Consider the following 14,916-nt stretch of genomic DNA (forward strand, 5'->3'; position numbering starts at 1 on the left):
CTGGGCATGACGGGACACGCTACGTATCGCGCGGTGCTCCCGCCACCACAGGACGCCGGTGAGCGTAGAGGCTCACTCCATCGCTCGTACAGCCCCAATGTGAGCGTGCATTACGTCTTCGCAGGCGACGAGCCGCTTGCTGGACCACGGGCGGGCTCCTGGGCAACGCGGTGAAGGCCCCGAGCGGCGCCGCTCAAGTCGTCAGGCATAGCGCCGAGTTATGGGCCTGGGGGCTACCCAACCGCGGCCCTGAGGGTGCATGGTGTGCAATGTCACATCGCATACCGGAAGGAGGTGCTGCGTTCCCAGCGGCACGGCTGGCATCCCTTCCAGCCCACCGTCAGGGCCGATATGGGCTGAACACACCAGGATCGTCAGCCGAGTTCCAAGGCCGTGCCATCACGCACTGCAGATGGCCTGGTCCGTCGCGATTGCAGCCCGACCTACGCGAACGTCCCGTCCGGGCAACTCGCTCCCGCCGTGTCAGCCAGGACGGGCCGGTCGTACACGAGGGGCTGCCTGGTGGCTCAAGGCAACGTACGCGACCCACGTGAAGCAGGGCTGTCTGCGGGGTCTACGGCGCCCCGTTCGGGTTGCGGCCCGCGGCAGTGGAGCTGTCCACGAAGGGAATGAGGCCCTGGGGCGCGGCGGCGTTGGGCCCACTGGGGTGGGTGGCACCATGAGCACAGATCGGGCATTTCCGCGTGATCATGGGCAGCGGCAACGCTCGGTGGTTGTCACGTTGAGTTGGTCGGTCAGGCTGCGACGCCGAGTTCCCTGCGGGGCCGGTGGACGGACTTACGCACGGCAAATTCGCGCTCCCAGGGGGCCAGGGCGCGTTGAATTCGTCTTGACCAAGACGCTTGAATCAGGGCTTGGGGTGGTGGTGGGTGGTAAGCAGTCGCGTCTTTGGGGGCGTTCGTTCCCTCTGCCGCCAGGTTCCGGGTGGTTCTCCGTGGTGGCGGCGGAAGGCGGCGGCGAATGCGAAGGGCGAGCCGTAGCCGACGGTGTCGGCGATCTGGGCCAGGCTGAGATCGTCGGCGCGCAGGTGGTCGCGGGCGAGGGTCATGCGCCATTCGGTCAGGTACTGCATGGGAGCCTGGCCGAGTGCGTCCCGGAACGCCCGCGCGAAGGCGGCTCGGGACAGGCCGCTGATCGCGGCGAGTTCGGGGACCGTCCACGGGTGGGCAGCGTTCTCGTGTATGGCCTGCAGCGCGGCGCCCAGCCGCGGGTCCGCGGATGCCCGGTACCAGCGCGGTGCGGTCGCGCTGCGGCGGAAGTCGCTGCGGATGGCCAGGACGAGGAGTAGGTCCAGGAGGCGGTCCAGGACGATCTGTTGGGCGAGTTCGTTCCGCACCAGTTCGCGGGAGAGCAAAGTGATCACGTCCCGCAGGGGGTCGTCGTCGGCCGCCGAGAGGGTCATGACCTGGGGCAGTGCGTCGAGCAGTCCGCTGCCGACATCGCCGGAGAACTGGTAGGCGCCGCACAGGAACACGGTGGCCTGCGGGTTGTCCCCGGGTCCCATCTGGGCGTGCCGTGCCCGGAACTCTTCCGGCTCCAGGCATTCGGCGCCCGGCTCGTGCCCGATGTAGTGGTTCGGCCCGCCTCGTACCAGCGTGACCGTTCCCGGTATGAGCTCCACGGTGCTGCCAGGGGTGTCCAGCCAGAGGTAGCCCCGGCCGCGGACGACCGTGTGCACCGACAGCTGTATCGAACCGCCCAGCCGCAGTCCCCACGGCGGTTCGGTGACCGTCCGCGCGAACACCGCGCCGGCGGCGCGCGCCCGCACCAGGTAGTCGGTCAGCAGGTCCATGGGATCAGCTTGACCAGCACGAGCACCGAGGGTCAAGGGGCGAGAGCTTCACGCAAAAATGCGAGCGAATCACGCATGGAATATCTTGCTCCGGGCCTCAAGCATGGAGCCATGAACGACGAAGCCTCCACGGCACTCATCCTCGGCGGCACCGGCCGGACCGGTTCGCTGCTGGCCGACCTGCTCGCCCAGCGAGGAAGCATCACCCGCACCGCGGCGCGTAGCGGAGCGGACATCCGGTTCGACTGGGACGACCCGGCCACCCACACGCCCGCCCTGGCCGGCGCCGACCGCCTCTATCTGGTCACCCCCACGATGCGCGTCAGCTACGCCGACCAGGTCGGCGCTTTCCTGGACCTCGCCGAGGCGGCCGGCGTGCGTCACGTCACCTACCTGAGCGTCTACAACGCCGACCAGGCCCCGCCGGAGATCGACATCGCGGCCGTCGAGGCCGATCTGGCTTCCCGGCACAACATCACGCACTCGGTCCTGCGCCCCTCGTGGGTGATGCAGAACTTCGCCGACGACCACCTCCCGGTCATCGAAGCAGTGATCACGGCCCCGAGCGCCGGTGGCAGGGAAGCCTTCGTCGACGCGGCTGATATCGCAGCGGTCGCGGCCGAGACGCTGCTGGACCCCGAAACTCACGCCGGCGCCGTCTACTCGCTCACCGGCCCGGAGGCTCTTACCTTCGGTGACGTCGCGGACACCATCGGCTCCGTGAGCGGCCGTCCCGTCGCCTACCGCGACATCGACCAGGAGACGTGGATCAACGGCGCCCTCGCCGCGGGCGTCCCCGCCGACTACGCGGTGATGATGCGCTGGCTCACCGGCGCCATCATCGCCGGCAACGGCGCCGCGCCCACCGGTGACATCGAGAAGGTCACCGGTAGGCCGGCCACCACCTTCCGCGAGTTCGCCGAGCGCGACGCCCACGCATGGACCTCGGAGGCGAAGTGAGCAAGACCGTCAGCGACGACACTGCCCTGGTCGGGGCGAACAGCCCGTTCTTCCGCATCATCAAGGAGGGGCTGGACGGCCTGGTCGACGGGGAGGACTACTACGACCTGCTGGCCGACGACGTGGTCTTCGAGTACGTGATCACCGTGCCGGGGTACCCCCGGCGGGTCGAGGGACGCCAGAGGATCATCGACCTGTACCGCGACTACGGCGACTACGTGAAGCTGCACGGTGCGGACAACCTCCGCGTGCACCGGGACCGCGAGACCTCGACGGTCGTCCTGGAGTACGAAGTTCACGGCACGTCGGTCCCGACGGGGCGACCCTACGACAACCGCTTCGTCTCCGTCGTGACCATCCAGGACCGCAAGGTGGTGCACTGGCGCGACTACCTGGACCCCATCGCCGTCTTCGACGCACAGGGATGGCCGCAAGATCGCCATTCGTAACAGCCACCGCACGCGCCGAGGCCACGTCGACCCGCAACGCGCGTTCCGTTGTGTAGCTGTGGACCCCCGGTTGGCGAAACCGGGGATCCGCCCTGATCATTGGTGCACTGTCCGCCTCAATGACACCAACGGAGAACTGATTCACAACGCACCACCCGCTCCCACAGGTCGTCCGGGACAAGATCAGCACGCACGCGGACACCCTGCCCACTGTGACCGCCAACGGCAAGGCCCACAGGTCGACTTGTCCGGGAAGGTGACGGCGCTGACCTGGCGGAGACGTGAATCGGATCAGTTCAACCGTGGTGGGACCCAGGCGTGATGCCGAAGGAGCATGCGCGTCGCGGCGCGCGAGGGCGCCACTCGCATCGCTGTGTTGCGCAGGGCGACGGCCAGTGGGTGGGAGAGCTGCTGGCCCATCCGCCCGGCCTGCCGTGCGGCCCGCGCGACGGCCTGGCTGCGCGGCCGGCGCTCGGCGTCGTAGCGGGTGAGCGCGGCCTCAACGGTGGGCTCGTTGGCGAGCGCGGCGGCGAGGGTGACTGCGTCTTCCAGCGCCTGGCAGGCGCCCTGTCCGAGGTTGGGCGTCATCGCGTGTGCCGCGTCGCCGAGCAGGGCGGTTCGGCCGAGCGTGTAGGAAGGGAGCGGGGTGCGAAGTTCGTTGACGTCGTGGTGTAGCACGGCGCTGGGCCGGGTCGCATCGAGTAGGGCGGGAATCGGGCTGTGCCAGGTGTGGAACCGTCTGCGTAGTTCGGCCAGGGGGTCGGCGAACCGCGTCCCGGCGGGCAGGCTGAGTACGGCGTGCCACTCGGCCCGCCCGTCATGGAAGGCGATGTGCCCGAACTCGGCCCCGTGCCCCCAGGTCAACTCGAAGTCGGTACGCAGGTCGACCGCCTGCTCGGTGATGGCACGCAGCACCGTCGAACCGCTGTAGACCGGGCCGGGGTGGGATGGGAAGAGGTGGCTGCGCACTTTGCTGCCAATGCCGTCGGCCGCCACAACCAGATCGGCGTCAAGGACCGTGTCGCCGCAACCGACCCGAACCGTCCCGGGGCCGATCTGCTCGACCGGGCCGGCCTCGGAGCCGATCACCAATGCCTCGGCGGGTAGGGAGTCGCGTAGCAGCCGGTGGAGGGTGGAGCGGGGGATGCCCATGATCGGCGTGCCTACCGCCTTCTCCAGCGCCGAGCCGTCCATCCGGGCCAGCCAGCCGCCCTGAGGTGTGCGGGTGCCGCCACTGTACTGGCCTCGCGAGGCATCCCGTACTGTCTCGCCCACGCCGAGTTCGTCCAGTGCCCGCAGGCCGTTGGCGGCCAGTGAGATGCCGGCCCCCGCGTCCTCAAGCACGGGCGCGCGCTCGACCACCGTCACTTCCCAGCCAATGCGGCGCAGTCCGATCGCGGCGGCCAGCCCGCCGATGCCGCCTCCGACCACCACTGCCGTGTTGCCCATGCCGAAGCCCCCACTTCTTCTACATCTATAGAAGGCACCCTTCTACATCTGTAGAAGGCACCCTAGCCGAGTCTCTACAGGTGTAGAAAGAAGCCATGACTTCGGATCGACGCACCCTCCTCGCGAACGCGGCTCTCGACGTACTCGCCGACGTAGGGATCCGTGGCCTGACCCACCGCGCGGTCGACCGCAAAGCGGCCATGCCGCCCGGCACCACGTCGGCCTACTTCCGCACCCGAACCGCACTACTCACCGGACTCGTCACACGCCTGGTCCAACTCGACCAAGCGGAACTGCAAACGATGGCCAACGAGCGTCCCCCCATGCGCACTGCCGAGGAACTGGTGGACGGCATGGCACTGCTCACCCGACAGCGACTCACCGGCGAGGGCCGCCGCCGCTCGCTCGCCCGCTACGCCTGCGCCGTCGAGAGCGTGCGTGACCCAGAGCTGCGCGAGATCCTCGTACCCCGCGAGAACGCCGGCCGTGAGGCCGTCCGATTGTTCCTCGCCGCGCACGGCGTGACGGACGTCGAGAATCGCACCCACATCCTGCTCACCTGCATCGACGGACTGATCTTCGACCGGTTGGTGAGCGGCGGCGAGGTACCGCGCGACGCCCTCGAAGGCCTGGTCGCCGCCGCCCTACGTTAGGCCCCGGGGCTGCCACGGACCTGCTCGAACCGGCCCGCAGCCTCGTCCGGTTCCACCGCCCCACGCCCTCATCCTGAAGCGATCAGTTAGGGGTCTTCCACGAGATTCCGGGTGTAGTTGGCGGGAGTCCCTAGGTCCCGAGGACGGTCTCAGGACGCGAATCCTACTGCCGCTGGAGGACACCGACGCCGCCGAGAAACTTGAGCTGCTACGCGTGATCGGCACCCAACCGTTTCGCGAGCCAGAGTGAACACGGACAACACCGGCCCCCACTACTCCAGTTCCATCGGCGAACCCGACTCCTCGCAAGTTCGCTCACCAGAGTCATCGACGGGCAACCCCACTGAGGCCGTCACTTACGACGTGGTCGGCGATTGAGGTTGGTGCGTGCTTGCCTGGTGGCGTGGCTGGTGTTGCTCAGCGGGGTGTTTGCTGGACGAGGACGAGTTCGGTGCTCGGTTTGCGGGTGGAGGTCCGGGTGGCAGCGCGATCGGAGACCAAAGCGGCGATGGCCCGATGGGTGTCCGCGTAGGTCTCCCGACGTCCGGTGTACCGCTGGAGTGGACGCCACTGCCTGTGTTCGGCGTTGGCGTGCTCGACGCAGATGCGGCGTGATGACTGGCGGCGCCGGTACTCACGCCACGCGTACCGCTCCCCGAGTGGCGCGTCGTCCTTTGGCTTCTTCGGCGGTGCGTTGACCTGGTCGGGGAACTGGTTGGCCAGGCCCCGGTAGCCCTCGTCGACCTCGGCCTTCACGGTGGGATGCAGGCGGAGCTGCTCGGCGATGCCTTCGGAGCGCATCGCTGTTTGGTCGTGCATCCGGCCGGGTCGATCGGCCCCGGACCACAGCGTTCGTCCCTGCCCGTCGCTGATCGTGGTGGTCTTGATGGTGTTCTGCCTTTTCTTGCCGGAGATGAAGGCCCGGCGTCCGGGGCGGTGTGCTGGTGGGCGGCGGACCTGGTTCTCGGTGCCGTCGATGCGCAGGTGGATGCCTTCGGCTTCGGTGTAGGCGAACACGTCTGCCAGGGTGTGCAGCCGCAGGCCTGGACGGTCGGGTACGGCGAATCCACGCGTGGCGAGCAAGGGGCGGATCTGTGCGATCGCTTCGCTGATCGTCGAGCGGCCCAGGCCGTACAGCTCAGCGAGGGCCACGTGCGGCCAGTTGGCACGGAGATGGACCAAGGTGACCAGGACGCGGTCGGTGAATGGCCACAGCCAGTAGGCCCCGACCGACTCCGGGCGGAGCCTACCTTGTCAGGAGCGGCCGCTTTCCGGGTGGTTCGGCTGACACCCATCACGACAGGAGGGCACGCCAGCGGTCGGCCGACTCGAGCATGTCCTGGATGACCCGCTCCAGGAACGTGCCCGCCTTGGCCAGCCGCTGCCCCACGGGGCTGTCGGGCCCGAAGGCCTCCACCGCCGCCGTCGCGGCCTTCGCCGTCTCGAGTGTCTGCTGCGAGCCGATCACGATCGAGTGGTACCAGGCCTCGTCGTCGAGCACGTAGACGTCGCGACGCCGCTGCGGATCGCGCTCGCGGCGGACATACCCGTTCTCGACCAGGTAGTTCACGGCCACGGAGACGGAGGCCGGGCTGACCTGTAGCCTGCGGGTCAGCTCGGCTGCGGTGCGCCTGCCGTCTTCGGAGAGCAACAGGTCGATGTGCACGCGCGCTGTCATTCTCGGCAGCCCCGTCCTGACTGCCATCTCGATGATCTCCCCTGCCATCGCGTCGACCGGCGGTGTGGCCGCGCGTAGGGGTATCGGTGTGCCACGACGCGCACGCTGGGCCGTCGCCTGGTGCGCCTGCTGGGGCCGGTAGCCGACGGGGCCGCCGTTGCGGCTGACCTCCCGGCTGATCGTCGATGTCGGCCTCTCGAGCCGCCTGGCGATCTCGGCGTAGGAGAGCCCGTCGGCGAGTCCGGCCGCGATGCGCTGGCGGTCCCTCTGGGTCAAGCGTCCTCCTGGCATGCCGTCAGTATTGCCTTCGACGCCATTCATTGCAACGCGGCATTGCATTCGAGTGCAGCGTCATTGCATCAATTTGCCGCCATGTACCTGCGAAAACACATTCCCTCTGATTGACGCAAGCATGAATGCAACGTAGCTTTCGGGCTGTTCCAAACGCGCACTATCGCGAGATGAGGAATAGTCATGGGTGAACCCCCGTACACCGTCACGAGGCTGCCGATGGCTCGTCAGCCCGGCTGCCCTTTCGACCCGCCAGCAGAGCTGATCGACGCCCGCCGGCACGGCCCCATCAGCCGCTTCACCCACACCGGCGGAAAACCCGGCTGGCTGATCACCGGATACGACCTGGTCAGGTCGGTCCTGGCAGACTCGCGGTTCAGCTCGCGCAAGGAGCTGATGAACGTGGTCGACTTCGAGCTGCCTCCGGCGCCGCCCGGCGAGTTCCTGCTCATGGACGAGCCGCAGCACGGGCGCTACCGCAAGCCGCTGGTGGGCAGGTTCACCGCACGGCGGATGCGACTGCTCACCGAGCGCATCGGGCAGATCACCGCCGATTGTCTGGACGCCATGGAGCAGGCAGGGCCGCCGGCGGACCTGGTGACCGCGTTCGCCAGACCCATTCCCGCCATCATCATCTGCGAGCTGCTGGGGGTTCCGTACGAGGAGCGGGGCTCCTTCCAGGCACAGATCGAAACGTTCCTCAGCGGGGAGGCAAGCGACGAGGGCCTCATAGCGGCCTACACCGCGACCCAGGAATACCTCGCACAGCTGGTGGCCGCCAAGCGCACGAACCCCACCGACGACGTACTCAGCGACCTCACCGACAGCGATCTGACCGCTGAGGAGCTGCAGGGGGTCGCCCTGATCCTGCTCTCAGCCGGATTCGACACCACCGCGAATATGCTGGCGCTAGGCACCTTCGCGCTACTACAGAACCCCGCGCAGTTGGTCGCGCTGCGCACGGATCCCGCGCTCACCGACCGGGCCGTGGAGGAACTGCTGCGGTATCTGACCGTCGCCAAGACATTCATGAGGACGACTCTGGAGGACGTCGAGTTGGCAGGCCAGACCATCGAAGCCGGCACGACGGTCGTCCTGTCGTACCACACTGCCAACCGCGACCCTGAGCGCTACGCCGATCCCCACGTGCTCGACCTCCGAAGGCAGGAGGGCGGGCACCTGGCCTTCGGCCACGGCATCCACCAATGCCTGGGCCAGCAGTTGGCCCGCGTCGAAATGCGGGTCGCATTCCCCGCGTTGGTCAACCGCTTCCCCACGCTGCGCCTGGCTGTAACGGCTGAAGAAGTTGGCCTGCGCCGCGGAGACCGCGGACATCTACGGCGTGAAAAGCCTCCCGGTCACCTGGGATGTGTGACCGTGAACCAGTGGACGGATCCGAAAGTTTGTCCTGCCATCAAACACGACTCTACTCGGTTTTGTTCCCGGCACGACGGGACCAGCAGTGGTCCCGACCCGAGGACGCAGTGACGTCATTAATGATCAGTTAATTGGCGGCTCGGGCGGGTTTGGCGGGCTGTCGGATTCGACCCTGAGCACGTCTGCGGCGTCGTTGGCGCATTCCAAGGACGCCTCGCCCAGCTTGAGGTAGACCGTGACGCTGCCGTGAGCGGGGATCGCGACGGCGGGAATGGAGGCGTCAGAGGTTCCGGAACGATAGAGAGGGAGCGGGGCGAAGTAGTAGGGGTCGTCTACCCGGACTGTGGAGCCAGTAGGTGCAGCATTGTTGATCTTGATAGGGAGGATACCGCCCTTTGCGCACTCCTGCGGGACGGTGTATGTGCCGTGCGTCCAGGTGACGGTAGTGTCGACCGCGGAGAACAGCCCTAGGGAGTGGGCGAGTATGGCTCCCGTCGTGGCGACGCAGGTGGCAACAGCAGCGACTGTTGCTATCTTCTGGCCGGTGGTGGCACGTTGAGACCACCAGTTGCGGCAGTCGCGCCAAGCGTTACGCAATGTGTCCTCGTCGTCTGGGTGGGACGACTCAGGCTTGGTCAGCGCGGCCACGAAGCACTCTCCTGGTCACCGTGTTCAGGGGAAGGACGCGGGTCGGCCCCGCGCCGGTTCGTGTACGCGATTGGGCCAGCGCGCTCATCGTATCCATATGGGGACCTGAGTGGCCGCTCCATTGAACTTCTGCGGCTGCTTGCACCGAGGAGCGCCGGGCTTTCTACCGCTTCGGGCATTGTCAAGGTCTCCGAGGGCCGCCGGTGCGACGATCTGGGGGCTGAAGGCTCCTGCTCGCGACTCCAGATAGCCCTTAGCCGCGATTGAAGTGGGGCCGCTGGTGTGATCAGGACCTTGACTTTCGGTCCTTTAGGACCGCGATCGTGGCCAGCGTGATCAGCGTGCCTTCCACAGCGAGACTGGCCACGCCCAGAGGCTCGAGCCATTTGCCCCGGTCATCGTTGTAGTCCGGTAGGCCAGGACCGCGCGACAGTAGGTATCCGGTGACGGGGCCGATCCCGATGCCCAGGGACAACAGCCAGCCCACGCGCAGGAGCATGTCCGGCCTGCCCACGATGAGCAGTACCGCGCAAAGGATGGCGGCGGCTTCCAACATGTAGTAGCCGATGCCGACGTAGCCAGGGGTCCGGTTGCCCGGGAAGCCGCCTTGGTCCTGGACATGGATCCAGGCCACTGCCAGGCACAACAAGGCTGCGCACATGCGTGTCGGGTACCGCGCGCGGAAGGCAACGCGCATGCACGAACCTCCTGGACGGTCGGGAGGCGACGGCTCCCCTCCTACCACCGCGGGGAGTTCGGCGTCTCCAGTGTTTACGCCACGGACCGGGACCTGTCTTACCCTCGCTGGTACGCCTCTCGGCGATGGTGACGTAACCCTGCCCGAGCCGCCTCAGATGACCGCCGTGTGGATTCCGGATCCACCTGGATGGCCGCTCCTCCTCGGTGCCGCACTGGGGGCCGCTGGTGTGACAGAGCCATCTGTCGGCTCCGAACCAGCGACCACCCGCTCGGACGCTGATGTCGAGTGGTGTGCCTGAAGGGTTGTCCCCGGTGGCGGCGTGCCTCGCGCGACCAGCGCTCGATACCGGAACGCAAAGCGGTGAGCCAGCCGACGACAGCGCGCCCCCTCACCGAAACTCCCCCGCTCAGTGGCCCCTTACGAGTTGACAGGCGATGGCGCCCTCCTCATGACGATGAGGTACAGCCGTCGCCCGGGGATCTCCCGACCGGCGGCGGCTGAAGGGCATGACCGGCAGGTCGAGACGGCTGGGCGTCACGTTGTCCTTGCGGTACCGGGGGATCTGCGGACGGCGACCTCTGCGGCGGTGGGACTGGCGAGCCAGGCCAGCCTGCCGAGGGCGGGACGTAGTCGCGTGTCGAGGCTCCACGTCGCGCCGGCGAAGGCGGTGAACAGCGCGAGGGAGGCGAAGATGTAGGCCACCGAGGGCCCGAGGTCGGTGATGCCCGGTTTGGTCCACGGCAAGTGGAAGCCTTCGGCTGCCGACCAGATACCGAACGAGAACACCGCGCTGCCGATGAAGACCAGGTTGGTGAAGACACCGAAGATCATGCCGAGTGCTATGCAGCTTTCGACCAGCGCCGTGCCCACGGCGAAGGCACGGGGGTCGGCCGTGCCCGCGTCGTGCCAGAGTTGGATCCACTGGTGGATGACAGGGGTGTGGATCGCGGCGGCCTTGCCCAACTCATCGTTGAGCGTCTTGCCGTGGATGAACGCTGGTAGCCACTTGAACGACGCGTCGATGGCCCAGACGAGTCCGAAGCCGATGCGAACCGCCGCGGCGGCGTGCAACCGGCGCAGGGCGGCTAAGGATGGTGATGCAGTGTGGCGGGTGGGGACATGGTCCGGATTCGCGGTGGTGGCCACTGTTTCTCCTTTTCGGAAAGCCGGAAGGGCCTTCCATGTGAGGGGGGAAGGAACGCGGCGCAGAAATTGTGCGATGCCGAAGTGCGGCAGTTGTTGGCGTGGTTGGAGCCCGGGCGGATGACAGCTGTGGTGCGACTGGCGCGAGGAGTCATTTGCGTCACCACTGTGCGAGGTGGCCATCATGGTGCCAATCCGACCGCCAAGGCGCCAGACTCCGCGCCAACAAAAAATGCCGATCTCCCGCTTTCGCTTGGACCTGTTGGCCTCTAATGATCATTGCTCCTGGTCAAGCGGTGTCTCTGTCTCGTTGACCTCGGTGCCGACGACGCGGTAGGGCGCGTCGCCTGGCGCTAACGTCCCCACCCGGACGCCAAGTGCGTTCCGGCGGGTGCGATGGCCAGCCCGGCGCCGAGGGAGGAGGGCCAGCACGGACCAGCGGCGGCCCCGTCCGGTAGCCGAAGTTCCGTACCGGGCGGGGGCGTTACGCAGGGTCGGCGCCGATGAGGCGGGGCAACCGCCGGATGTGGGCCAATTCGTGGAGGCCCGGTCACTGCCAGCCAGCAGAAGAAGCTGACCTTGCGGATCTGGATCAAGGGCACGGGGCCGACGTGCCTGCCGAGCAGGCCATCAGGGACACCCGAGGTGAGGACGGCGGTGGCGGCGACGACCAGCGCCGAGTGCGCACGTTCCCTTACGCGACCTCAAGTTACCGCTGTGTGACGGAATTTCGCACGGCGTGCGCGTGCTCGCCGTCTGCCCAGGGTTCACCCGCAACGGAGCTATGGTCATCGGCGCGCCTGCGCAAATGAATCTGGCTCGACGACCAGGTTGTCGACGAGGCCCTGAAAGACCTGTGGCGAAGCCGACCGGTAAGTATTCCGGGCTGGCACTTCAAGGTATACGCGGCCGCACTCCGGCACGCCCCTCCCCCGCCCAATCGCAGCTCACATGGCCCGTTCCCGCAAGCCTCACGAGTGAACTTCGTTGAGTGGTGGGTGCCTTGGGGTTATTATCGGCGGTTCGTTAAACCGGGCGGTACAGATCAATGTCTTGGCGGGTGGTAACCGCGTCGATCAGGGCTTGGAGTTCGGTGGAATGGTCCTGGCTCTGCACGCGCGGACACCGCGATGGTCATGCAGTGGGGACAGTGGCCGCTGGTAGCACTTCGAGACCGTGCACGCCGAGGACGGGTCGCCCGCGCAGGCCAGGCCAAGTACGTTCGATCCATCGGCGGCGACCCTCCACGGAAAACGGGCAGCGGTGCGTTCGCGTGGGTCATGATGCGATCGAGGCCGTACAGGACGCGTGGTGCCGTGCGCTGGTGACGATAAGTGAGACATTCTGCCCACCGAAGCCGAAGGAGTTGCTGAGCACGGCCTCCTGCGGGACGTCTCGTCGCTCTGCGACGACATCGAGATCGATGTCGGGACCGACGCCGGCCGCCGTGAGGTTGCGGGTCGGCGGGATGACGCCGTGCTCCACACTGAGGACGGCGATGAGCGCCTCGATCGCACCAGCCGCGCCAAAGAGATGACCCAGCGCCGCCTTGGGAGCCGTCACGGTGGCGCGGCCGAAGACCTCCCCGATCGCGTGCGCCTCGGCGACGTCACCGACCGGAGTTCCGGTGGCGTGGGCGTTGATGTGACTGATCTGCTCAGGAGCCAAACCGGCTTGCGCGAGGGCCTTTCGCATGGCGGAGATCTGACCGGAGCCGTCGGTAGCGGGCGCCGTGATGTGGTGAGCGTCGGCAGCGATGCCGGCGCCTGCGAGTACCGCGTGGACGCGCGCGCCTCGGGCGCTGGCGTGCTCGGCGCTTTCGAGCACCACGACAGCGGCACCTTCGCTGAGGACGAATCCGCTGCGGTCCGCGGCGAACGGCCGTGACGCTGACGCGGGTTCGTCGGCATGCCGCGACAGCGCTTGTGCCTGGGCGAAGCCAGCGACGGTGATCGGGGTGATCGCGGCCTCGGTCCCGCCCGCGATGACCACGTCCGCCTCGCCTGCACGGATGAGCCTGGCCCCCAGGGCGATCGCCTCGGCACCGGAAGAGCATGCCGAGACGGGCGTGTAGACCCCGGCCCGTGCACCGTATTCAATACTGATCAGCGCCGCCGCCGCATTGGGCATGAGCATCGGGACCGTACGTGGCGAGACGCGCCGGGTCCCGGCCGCCTCCAGTACGTCATCTTCTTTGAGCAGCGTCCGTACGCCACCGATGCCCGTGCCGATCGCTGATGCGAGCCTGTCCGGGTCCACCTCCGGGACGCCTGCATCGGCCCAGGCTTCGGCCGCCGCGACGAAGGCCGCCTGCTGCGAGCGGTCGAGCCGCCTGGCCTGCACCGGCAGCAGCAACTCGGCGGGGTCGATCGCCATCGTGCCCGCGACGGTGTCGGGAAGGCCGGCGTCCTCGTGGCCGCGCAGGACGCCGCCGCGGATGCCGGACTCGCCGGCAAGTAGAGCGTTCCACGTAGCCGCCACGTCGCCACCGAGTGGCGTGATCGCGCCGAGTCCGGTCACGACGACTTCAGTCCGGTGCATGTCCCTCAACTTTCTTGTATGCGATACAAGCGAGCAGAGTCTTGTTGTATCACATACAATTTGGGTGTGGAGAAGAAGCGAACCGAAGCTCGATCAGCGTCGGCTCGGTCGCGTGACCGCGGTCGCGCGACGAGGCGCCGGCTGATTGAGGCAACTGCACGGCTCTGCAAGGAACGGCCCGGCGCCGAGGTGAGCGTCGCGGAGATCGCGAACGCGGCAGGCGTCTTCCCCAATCAGGTCACCTACTACTTCGGCTCCAAGGACTCGCTGCTCGTGCATGCCGCCTTTCTCGGCTTGCTGCACGACGCCCGACGGATCGAGCGCATCGGTCGCCAAGCCCCCGACGCGGCGACATTTCGGCGCAACATCGCCCGCGCCGTACTAGCCATGCCCTCGCTCCCGTCAGTCACGCGAGCACTCGCCGCCGGGATCTCCAAGCCCGAACTCGCCTCCGTGGTCGACCGGCACCTCCAGTTGTTGTTCCGGCAATCCGAGCGCTTCGTGAGCCAGCTCATCGACGGTCGCGGCTGGAGGGCCCGCCGACCGCTCGACGTGGAGACCAGGACGTTCTGGAGCACCGCGCTCGGCGCAGTGCTGCTCGTCCGCGCCGGGGCACACGGCACTGTCGCCGAACTCGACCTCGCCGGAGCATTGACCATCCACGACGAACCCGAGCCCGGCTAGCTCAGTCGAACGGGCCAGCGACGACGACCTGCGCGGTTCCCCCGCCACGGCGGCCTTGTCGCGGTCAGCATCTCGCCGTCGCCCACGAACTCCACTGCTGCGGCTAGAGCAAGGCGTAGTGCTCGTAGGAGTCCTGGGGCCGGTCGGCGTACAGCACCCGCAGCATGTACTGGGCAGGCTGGGCGTGGGGATAGGGTTGCCCGTCGTCGGTGGCGGCGAGCGGGTCGTCGGCGTGGGCTTCGATGAACTCCTCGAGATCCTCGCGCCACAGATGTACGGCGTCGGTGGGCGGGAACTGGACCCAGTACTGAAGGTAGGCGGCCGGGAAGGCCAGTTGGGGTGCTGCGACCGGCTCGGGTCGGCTCACGTGTCTGCCTTCACGGCGTGCGGAGCAGTTCCCAAGCTAGGGGGTGTTCTGAGTTGAGATCACGCGAGGGCTGGCAGGCTGCGTAGCCAGAGGATGGATCCGCGCAGGTGGAGTCCGGCAGTGTAGCTCTCGGGTGTCTTGTCGTAACGGGTAGCCAGCCCTC

The 14,916-nt window shown here is 67.5% G+C and carries 13 protein-coding genes and 1 pseudogene; 5 read left to right on the plus strand and 9 right to left on the minus strand.

What is annotated here, in order from left to right:
- Positions 1 to 868 precede the first annotated feature (868 nt).
- A complete protein-coding gene (locus tag P3G67_RS33955; protein WP_276096937.1) occupies positions 869 to 1,813 on the minus strand; it encodes an AraC family transcriptional regulator in 945 nt (314 codons plus the stop codon).
- A 111-nt stretch (positions 1,814 to 1,924) separates the two neighbouring features.
- Here P3G67_RS33955 and P3G67_RS33960 point away from each other — a divergent pair, with 111 nt between their 5' ends.
- Positions 1,925 to 2,773, plus strand: a complete 849-nt coding sequence (locus tag P3G67_RS33960; RefSeq protein WP_276096938.1) for an NmrA family NAD(P)-binding protein — start codon at positions 1,925 to 1,927, stop codon at positions 2,771 to 2,773.
- Positions 2,770 to 3,222 (plus strand): nuclear transport factor 2 family protein, encoded by a 453-nt coding sequence (locus tag P3G67_RS33965; RefSeq protein WP_276096939.1) that lies wholly within the window; start codon positions 2,770 to 2,772, stop codon positions 3,220 to 3,222. The genes P3G67_RS33960 and P3G67_RS33965 overlap by 4 nt, the downstream gene beginning before the upstream one ends.
- A 291-nt stretch (positions 3,223 to 3,513) precedes the next feature.
- On the opposite strand, the gene P3G67_RS33970 is transcribed toward P3G67_RS33965, so the two are convergent.
- Positions 3,514 to 4,671, minus strand: a complete 1,158-nt coding sequence (locus P3G67_RS33970) for an FAD-dependent monooxygenase (RefSeq protein WP_276096940.1) — start codon at positions 4,669 to 4,671, stop codon at positions 3,514 to 3,516.
- 95 nt (positions 4,672 to 4,766) lie between these two features.
- Between P3G67_RS33970 and P3G67_RS33975 the strand changes: the two genes are divergently transcribed.
- The gene (locus P3G67_RS33975; protein ID WP_276096941.1) at positions 4,767 to 5,324 is read left to right on the plus strand and encodes a TetR/AcrR family transcriptional regulator; all 558 of its coding nucleotides are present in this window, start codon (positions 4,767 to 4,769) and stop codon (positions 5,322 to 5,324) included.
- 417 nt (positions 5,325 to 5,741) lie between these two features.
- Here P3G67_RS33975 and P3G67_RS33980 read toward each other — a convergent pair whose 3' ends face one another.
- Positions 5,742 to 6,539 (minus strand): transposase, encoded by a 798-nt coding sequence (locus P3G67_RS33980; protein WP_276096950.1) that lies wholly within the window; start codon positions 6,537 to 6,539, stop codon positions 5,742 to 5,744.
- A 79-nt stretch (positions 6,540 to 6,618) separates the two neighbouring features.
- Positions 6,619 to 7,293 (minus strand): GbsR/MarR family transcriptional regulator, encoded by a 675-nt coding sequence (locus P3G67_RS36240; protein WP_391858409.1) that lies wholly within the window; start codon positions 7,291 to 7,293, stop codon positions 6,619 to 6,621.
- A gap of 183 nt (positions 7,294 to 7,476) precedes the next feature.
- Here P3G67_RS36240 and P3G67_RS33995 point away from each other — a divergent pair.
- A pseudogene (locus tag P3G67_RS33995) lies at positions 7,477 to 8,668 on the plus strand (cytochrome P450).
- Between the two features lie 125 nt (positions 8,669 to 8,793).
- Here the strand turns inward: P3G67_RS33995 and P3G67_RS34000 are convergent.
- The 4 genes from P3G67_RS34000 to P3G67_RS34015 all read right to left on the minus strand — a co-directional run bounded on the left by P3G67_RS34000 (position 8,794) and on the right by P3G67_RS34015 (position 13,702).
- The gene (locus P3G67_RS34000) at positions 8,794 to 9,318 is read right to left on the minus strand and encodes a hypothetical protein (protein WP_276096942.1); all 525 of its coding nucleotides are present in this window, start codon (positions 9,316 to 9,318) and stop codon (positions 8,794 to 8,796) included.
- Positions 9,319 to 9,604: 286 nt separating this feature from the next.
- Positions 9,605 to 10,015 carry a hypothetical protein gene (locus P3G67_RS34005; RefSeq protein WP_276096943.1) on the minus strand — a complete coding sequence of 137 codons (411 nt, stop codon included), beginning with the start codon at positions 10,013 to 10,015 and terminating at the stop codon, positions 9,605 to 9,607.
- A 537-nt stretch (positions 10,016 to 10,552) separates the two neighbouring features.
- Positions 10,553 to 11,164: a hypothetical protein gene (locus tag P3G67_RS34010; protein ID WP_276096944.1), complete on the minus strand. Its 612-nt coding sequence runs from the start codon at positions 11,162 to 11,164 to the stop codon at positions 10,553 to 10,555.
- Positions 11,165 to 12,439: 1,275 nt separating this feature from the next.
- On the minus strand, positions 12,440 to 13,702 hold the full coding sequence (locus P3G67_RS34015; RefSeq protein WP_276096945.1) for a beta-ketoacyl-[acyl-carrier-protein] synthase family protein: 1,263 nt from the start codon (positions 13,700 to 13,702) through the stop codon (positions 12,440 to 12,442).
- Between the two features lie 18 nt (positions 13,703 to 13,720).
- Here P3G67_RS34015 and P3G67_RS34020 point away from each other — a divergent pair, with 18 nt between their 5' ends.
- Positions 13,721 to 14,386 carry a TetR/AcrR family transcriptional regulator C-terminal domain-containing protein gene (locus P3G67_RS34020; protein WP_276096946.1) on the plus strand — a complete coding sequence of 222 codons (666 nt, stop codon included), beginning with the start codon at positions 13,721 to 13,723 and terminating at the stop codon, positions 14,384 to 14,386.
- Between the two features lie 103 nt (positions 14,387 to 14,489).
- Here the strand turns inward: P3G67_RS34020 and P3G67_RS34025 are convergent, their stop codons facing one another.
- Complete coding sequence (locus P3G67_RS34025) at positions 14,490 to 14,753, minus strand: hypothetical protein (protein ID WP_276096947.1); 264 nt, start codon at positions 14,751 to 14,753, stop codon at positions 14,490 to 14,492.
- Positions 14,754 to 14,916: the final 163 nt, after the last annotated feature.

This window comes from Streptomyces silvisoli (genome assembly GCF_029269905.1).
Taxonomy (GTDB): domain Bacteria; phylum Actinomycetota; class Actinomycetes; order Streptomycetales; family Streptomycetaceae; genus Streptantibioticus_A; species Streptantibioticus_A silvisoli_A.

Bases quoted from the DNA above. Each gene is read 5' to 3' on its own strand.
- P3G67_RS33955 (WP_276096937.1), bottom strand. From the start codon at position 1,813: ATGGACCTGCTGACCGACTACCTGGTGCGGGCGCGCGCCGCCGGCGCG.
- P3G67_RS33960 (WP_276096938.1), top strand. From the start codon at position 1,925: ATGAACGACGAAGCCTCCACGGCACTCATCCTCGGCGGCACCGGCCGG.
- P3G67_RS33970 (WP_276096940.1), bottom strand. From the start codon at position 4,671: ATGGGCAACACGGCAGTGGTGGTCGGAGGCGGCATCGGCGGGCTGGCC.
- P3G67_RS33975 (WP_276096941.1), top strand. From the start codon at position 4,767: ATGACTTCGGATCGACGCACCCTCCTCGCGAACGCGGCTCTCGACGTA.
- P3G67_RS36240 (WP_391858409.1), bottom strand. From the start codon at position 7,293: ATGCCAGGAGGACGCTTGACCCAGAGGGACCGCCAGCGCATCGCGGCC.
- P3G67_RS34005 (WP_276096943.1), bottom strand. From the start codon at position 10,015: ATGCGCGTTGCCTTCCGCGCGCGGTACCCGACACGCATGTGCGCAGCC.
- P3G67_RS34015 (WP_276096945.1), bottom strand. From the start codon at position 13,702: ATGCACCGGACTGAAGTCGTCGTGACCGGACTCGGCGCGATCACGCCA.
- P3G67_RS34020 (WP_276096946.1), top strand. From the start codon at position 13,721: ATGCGATACAAGCGAGCAGAGTCTTGTTGTATCACATACAATTTGGGT.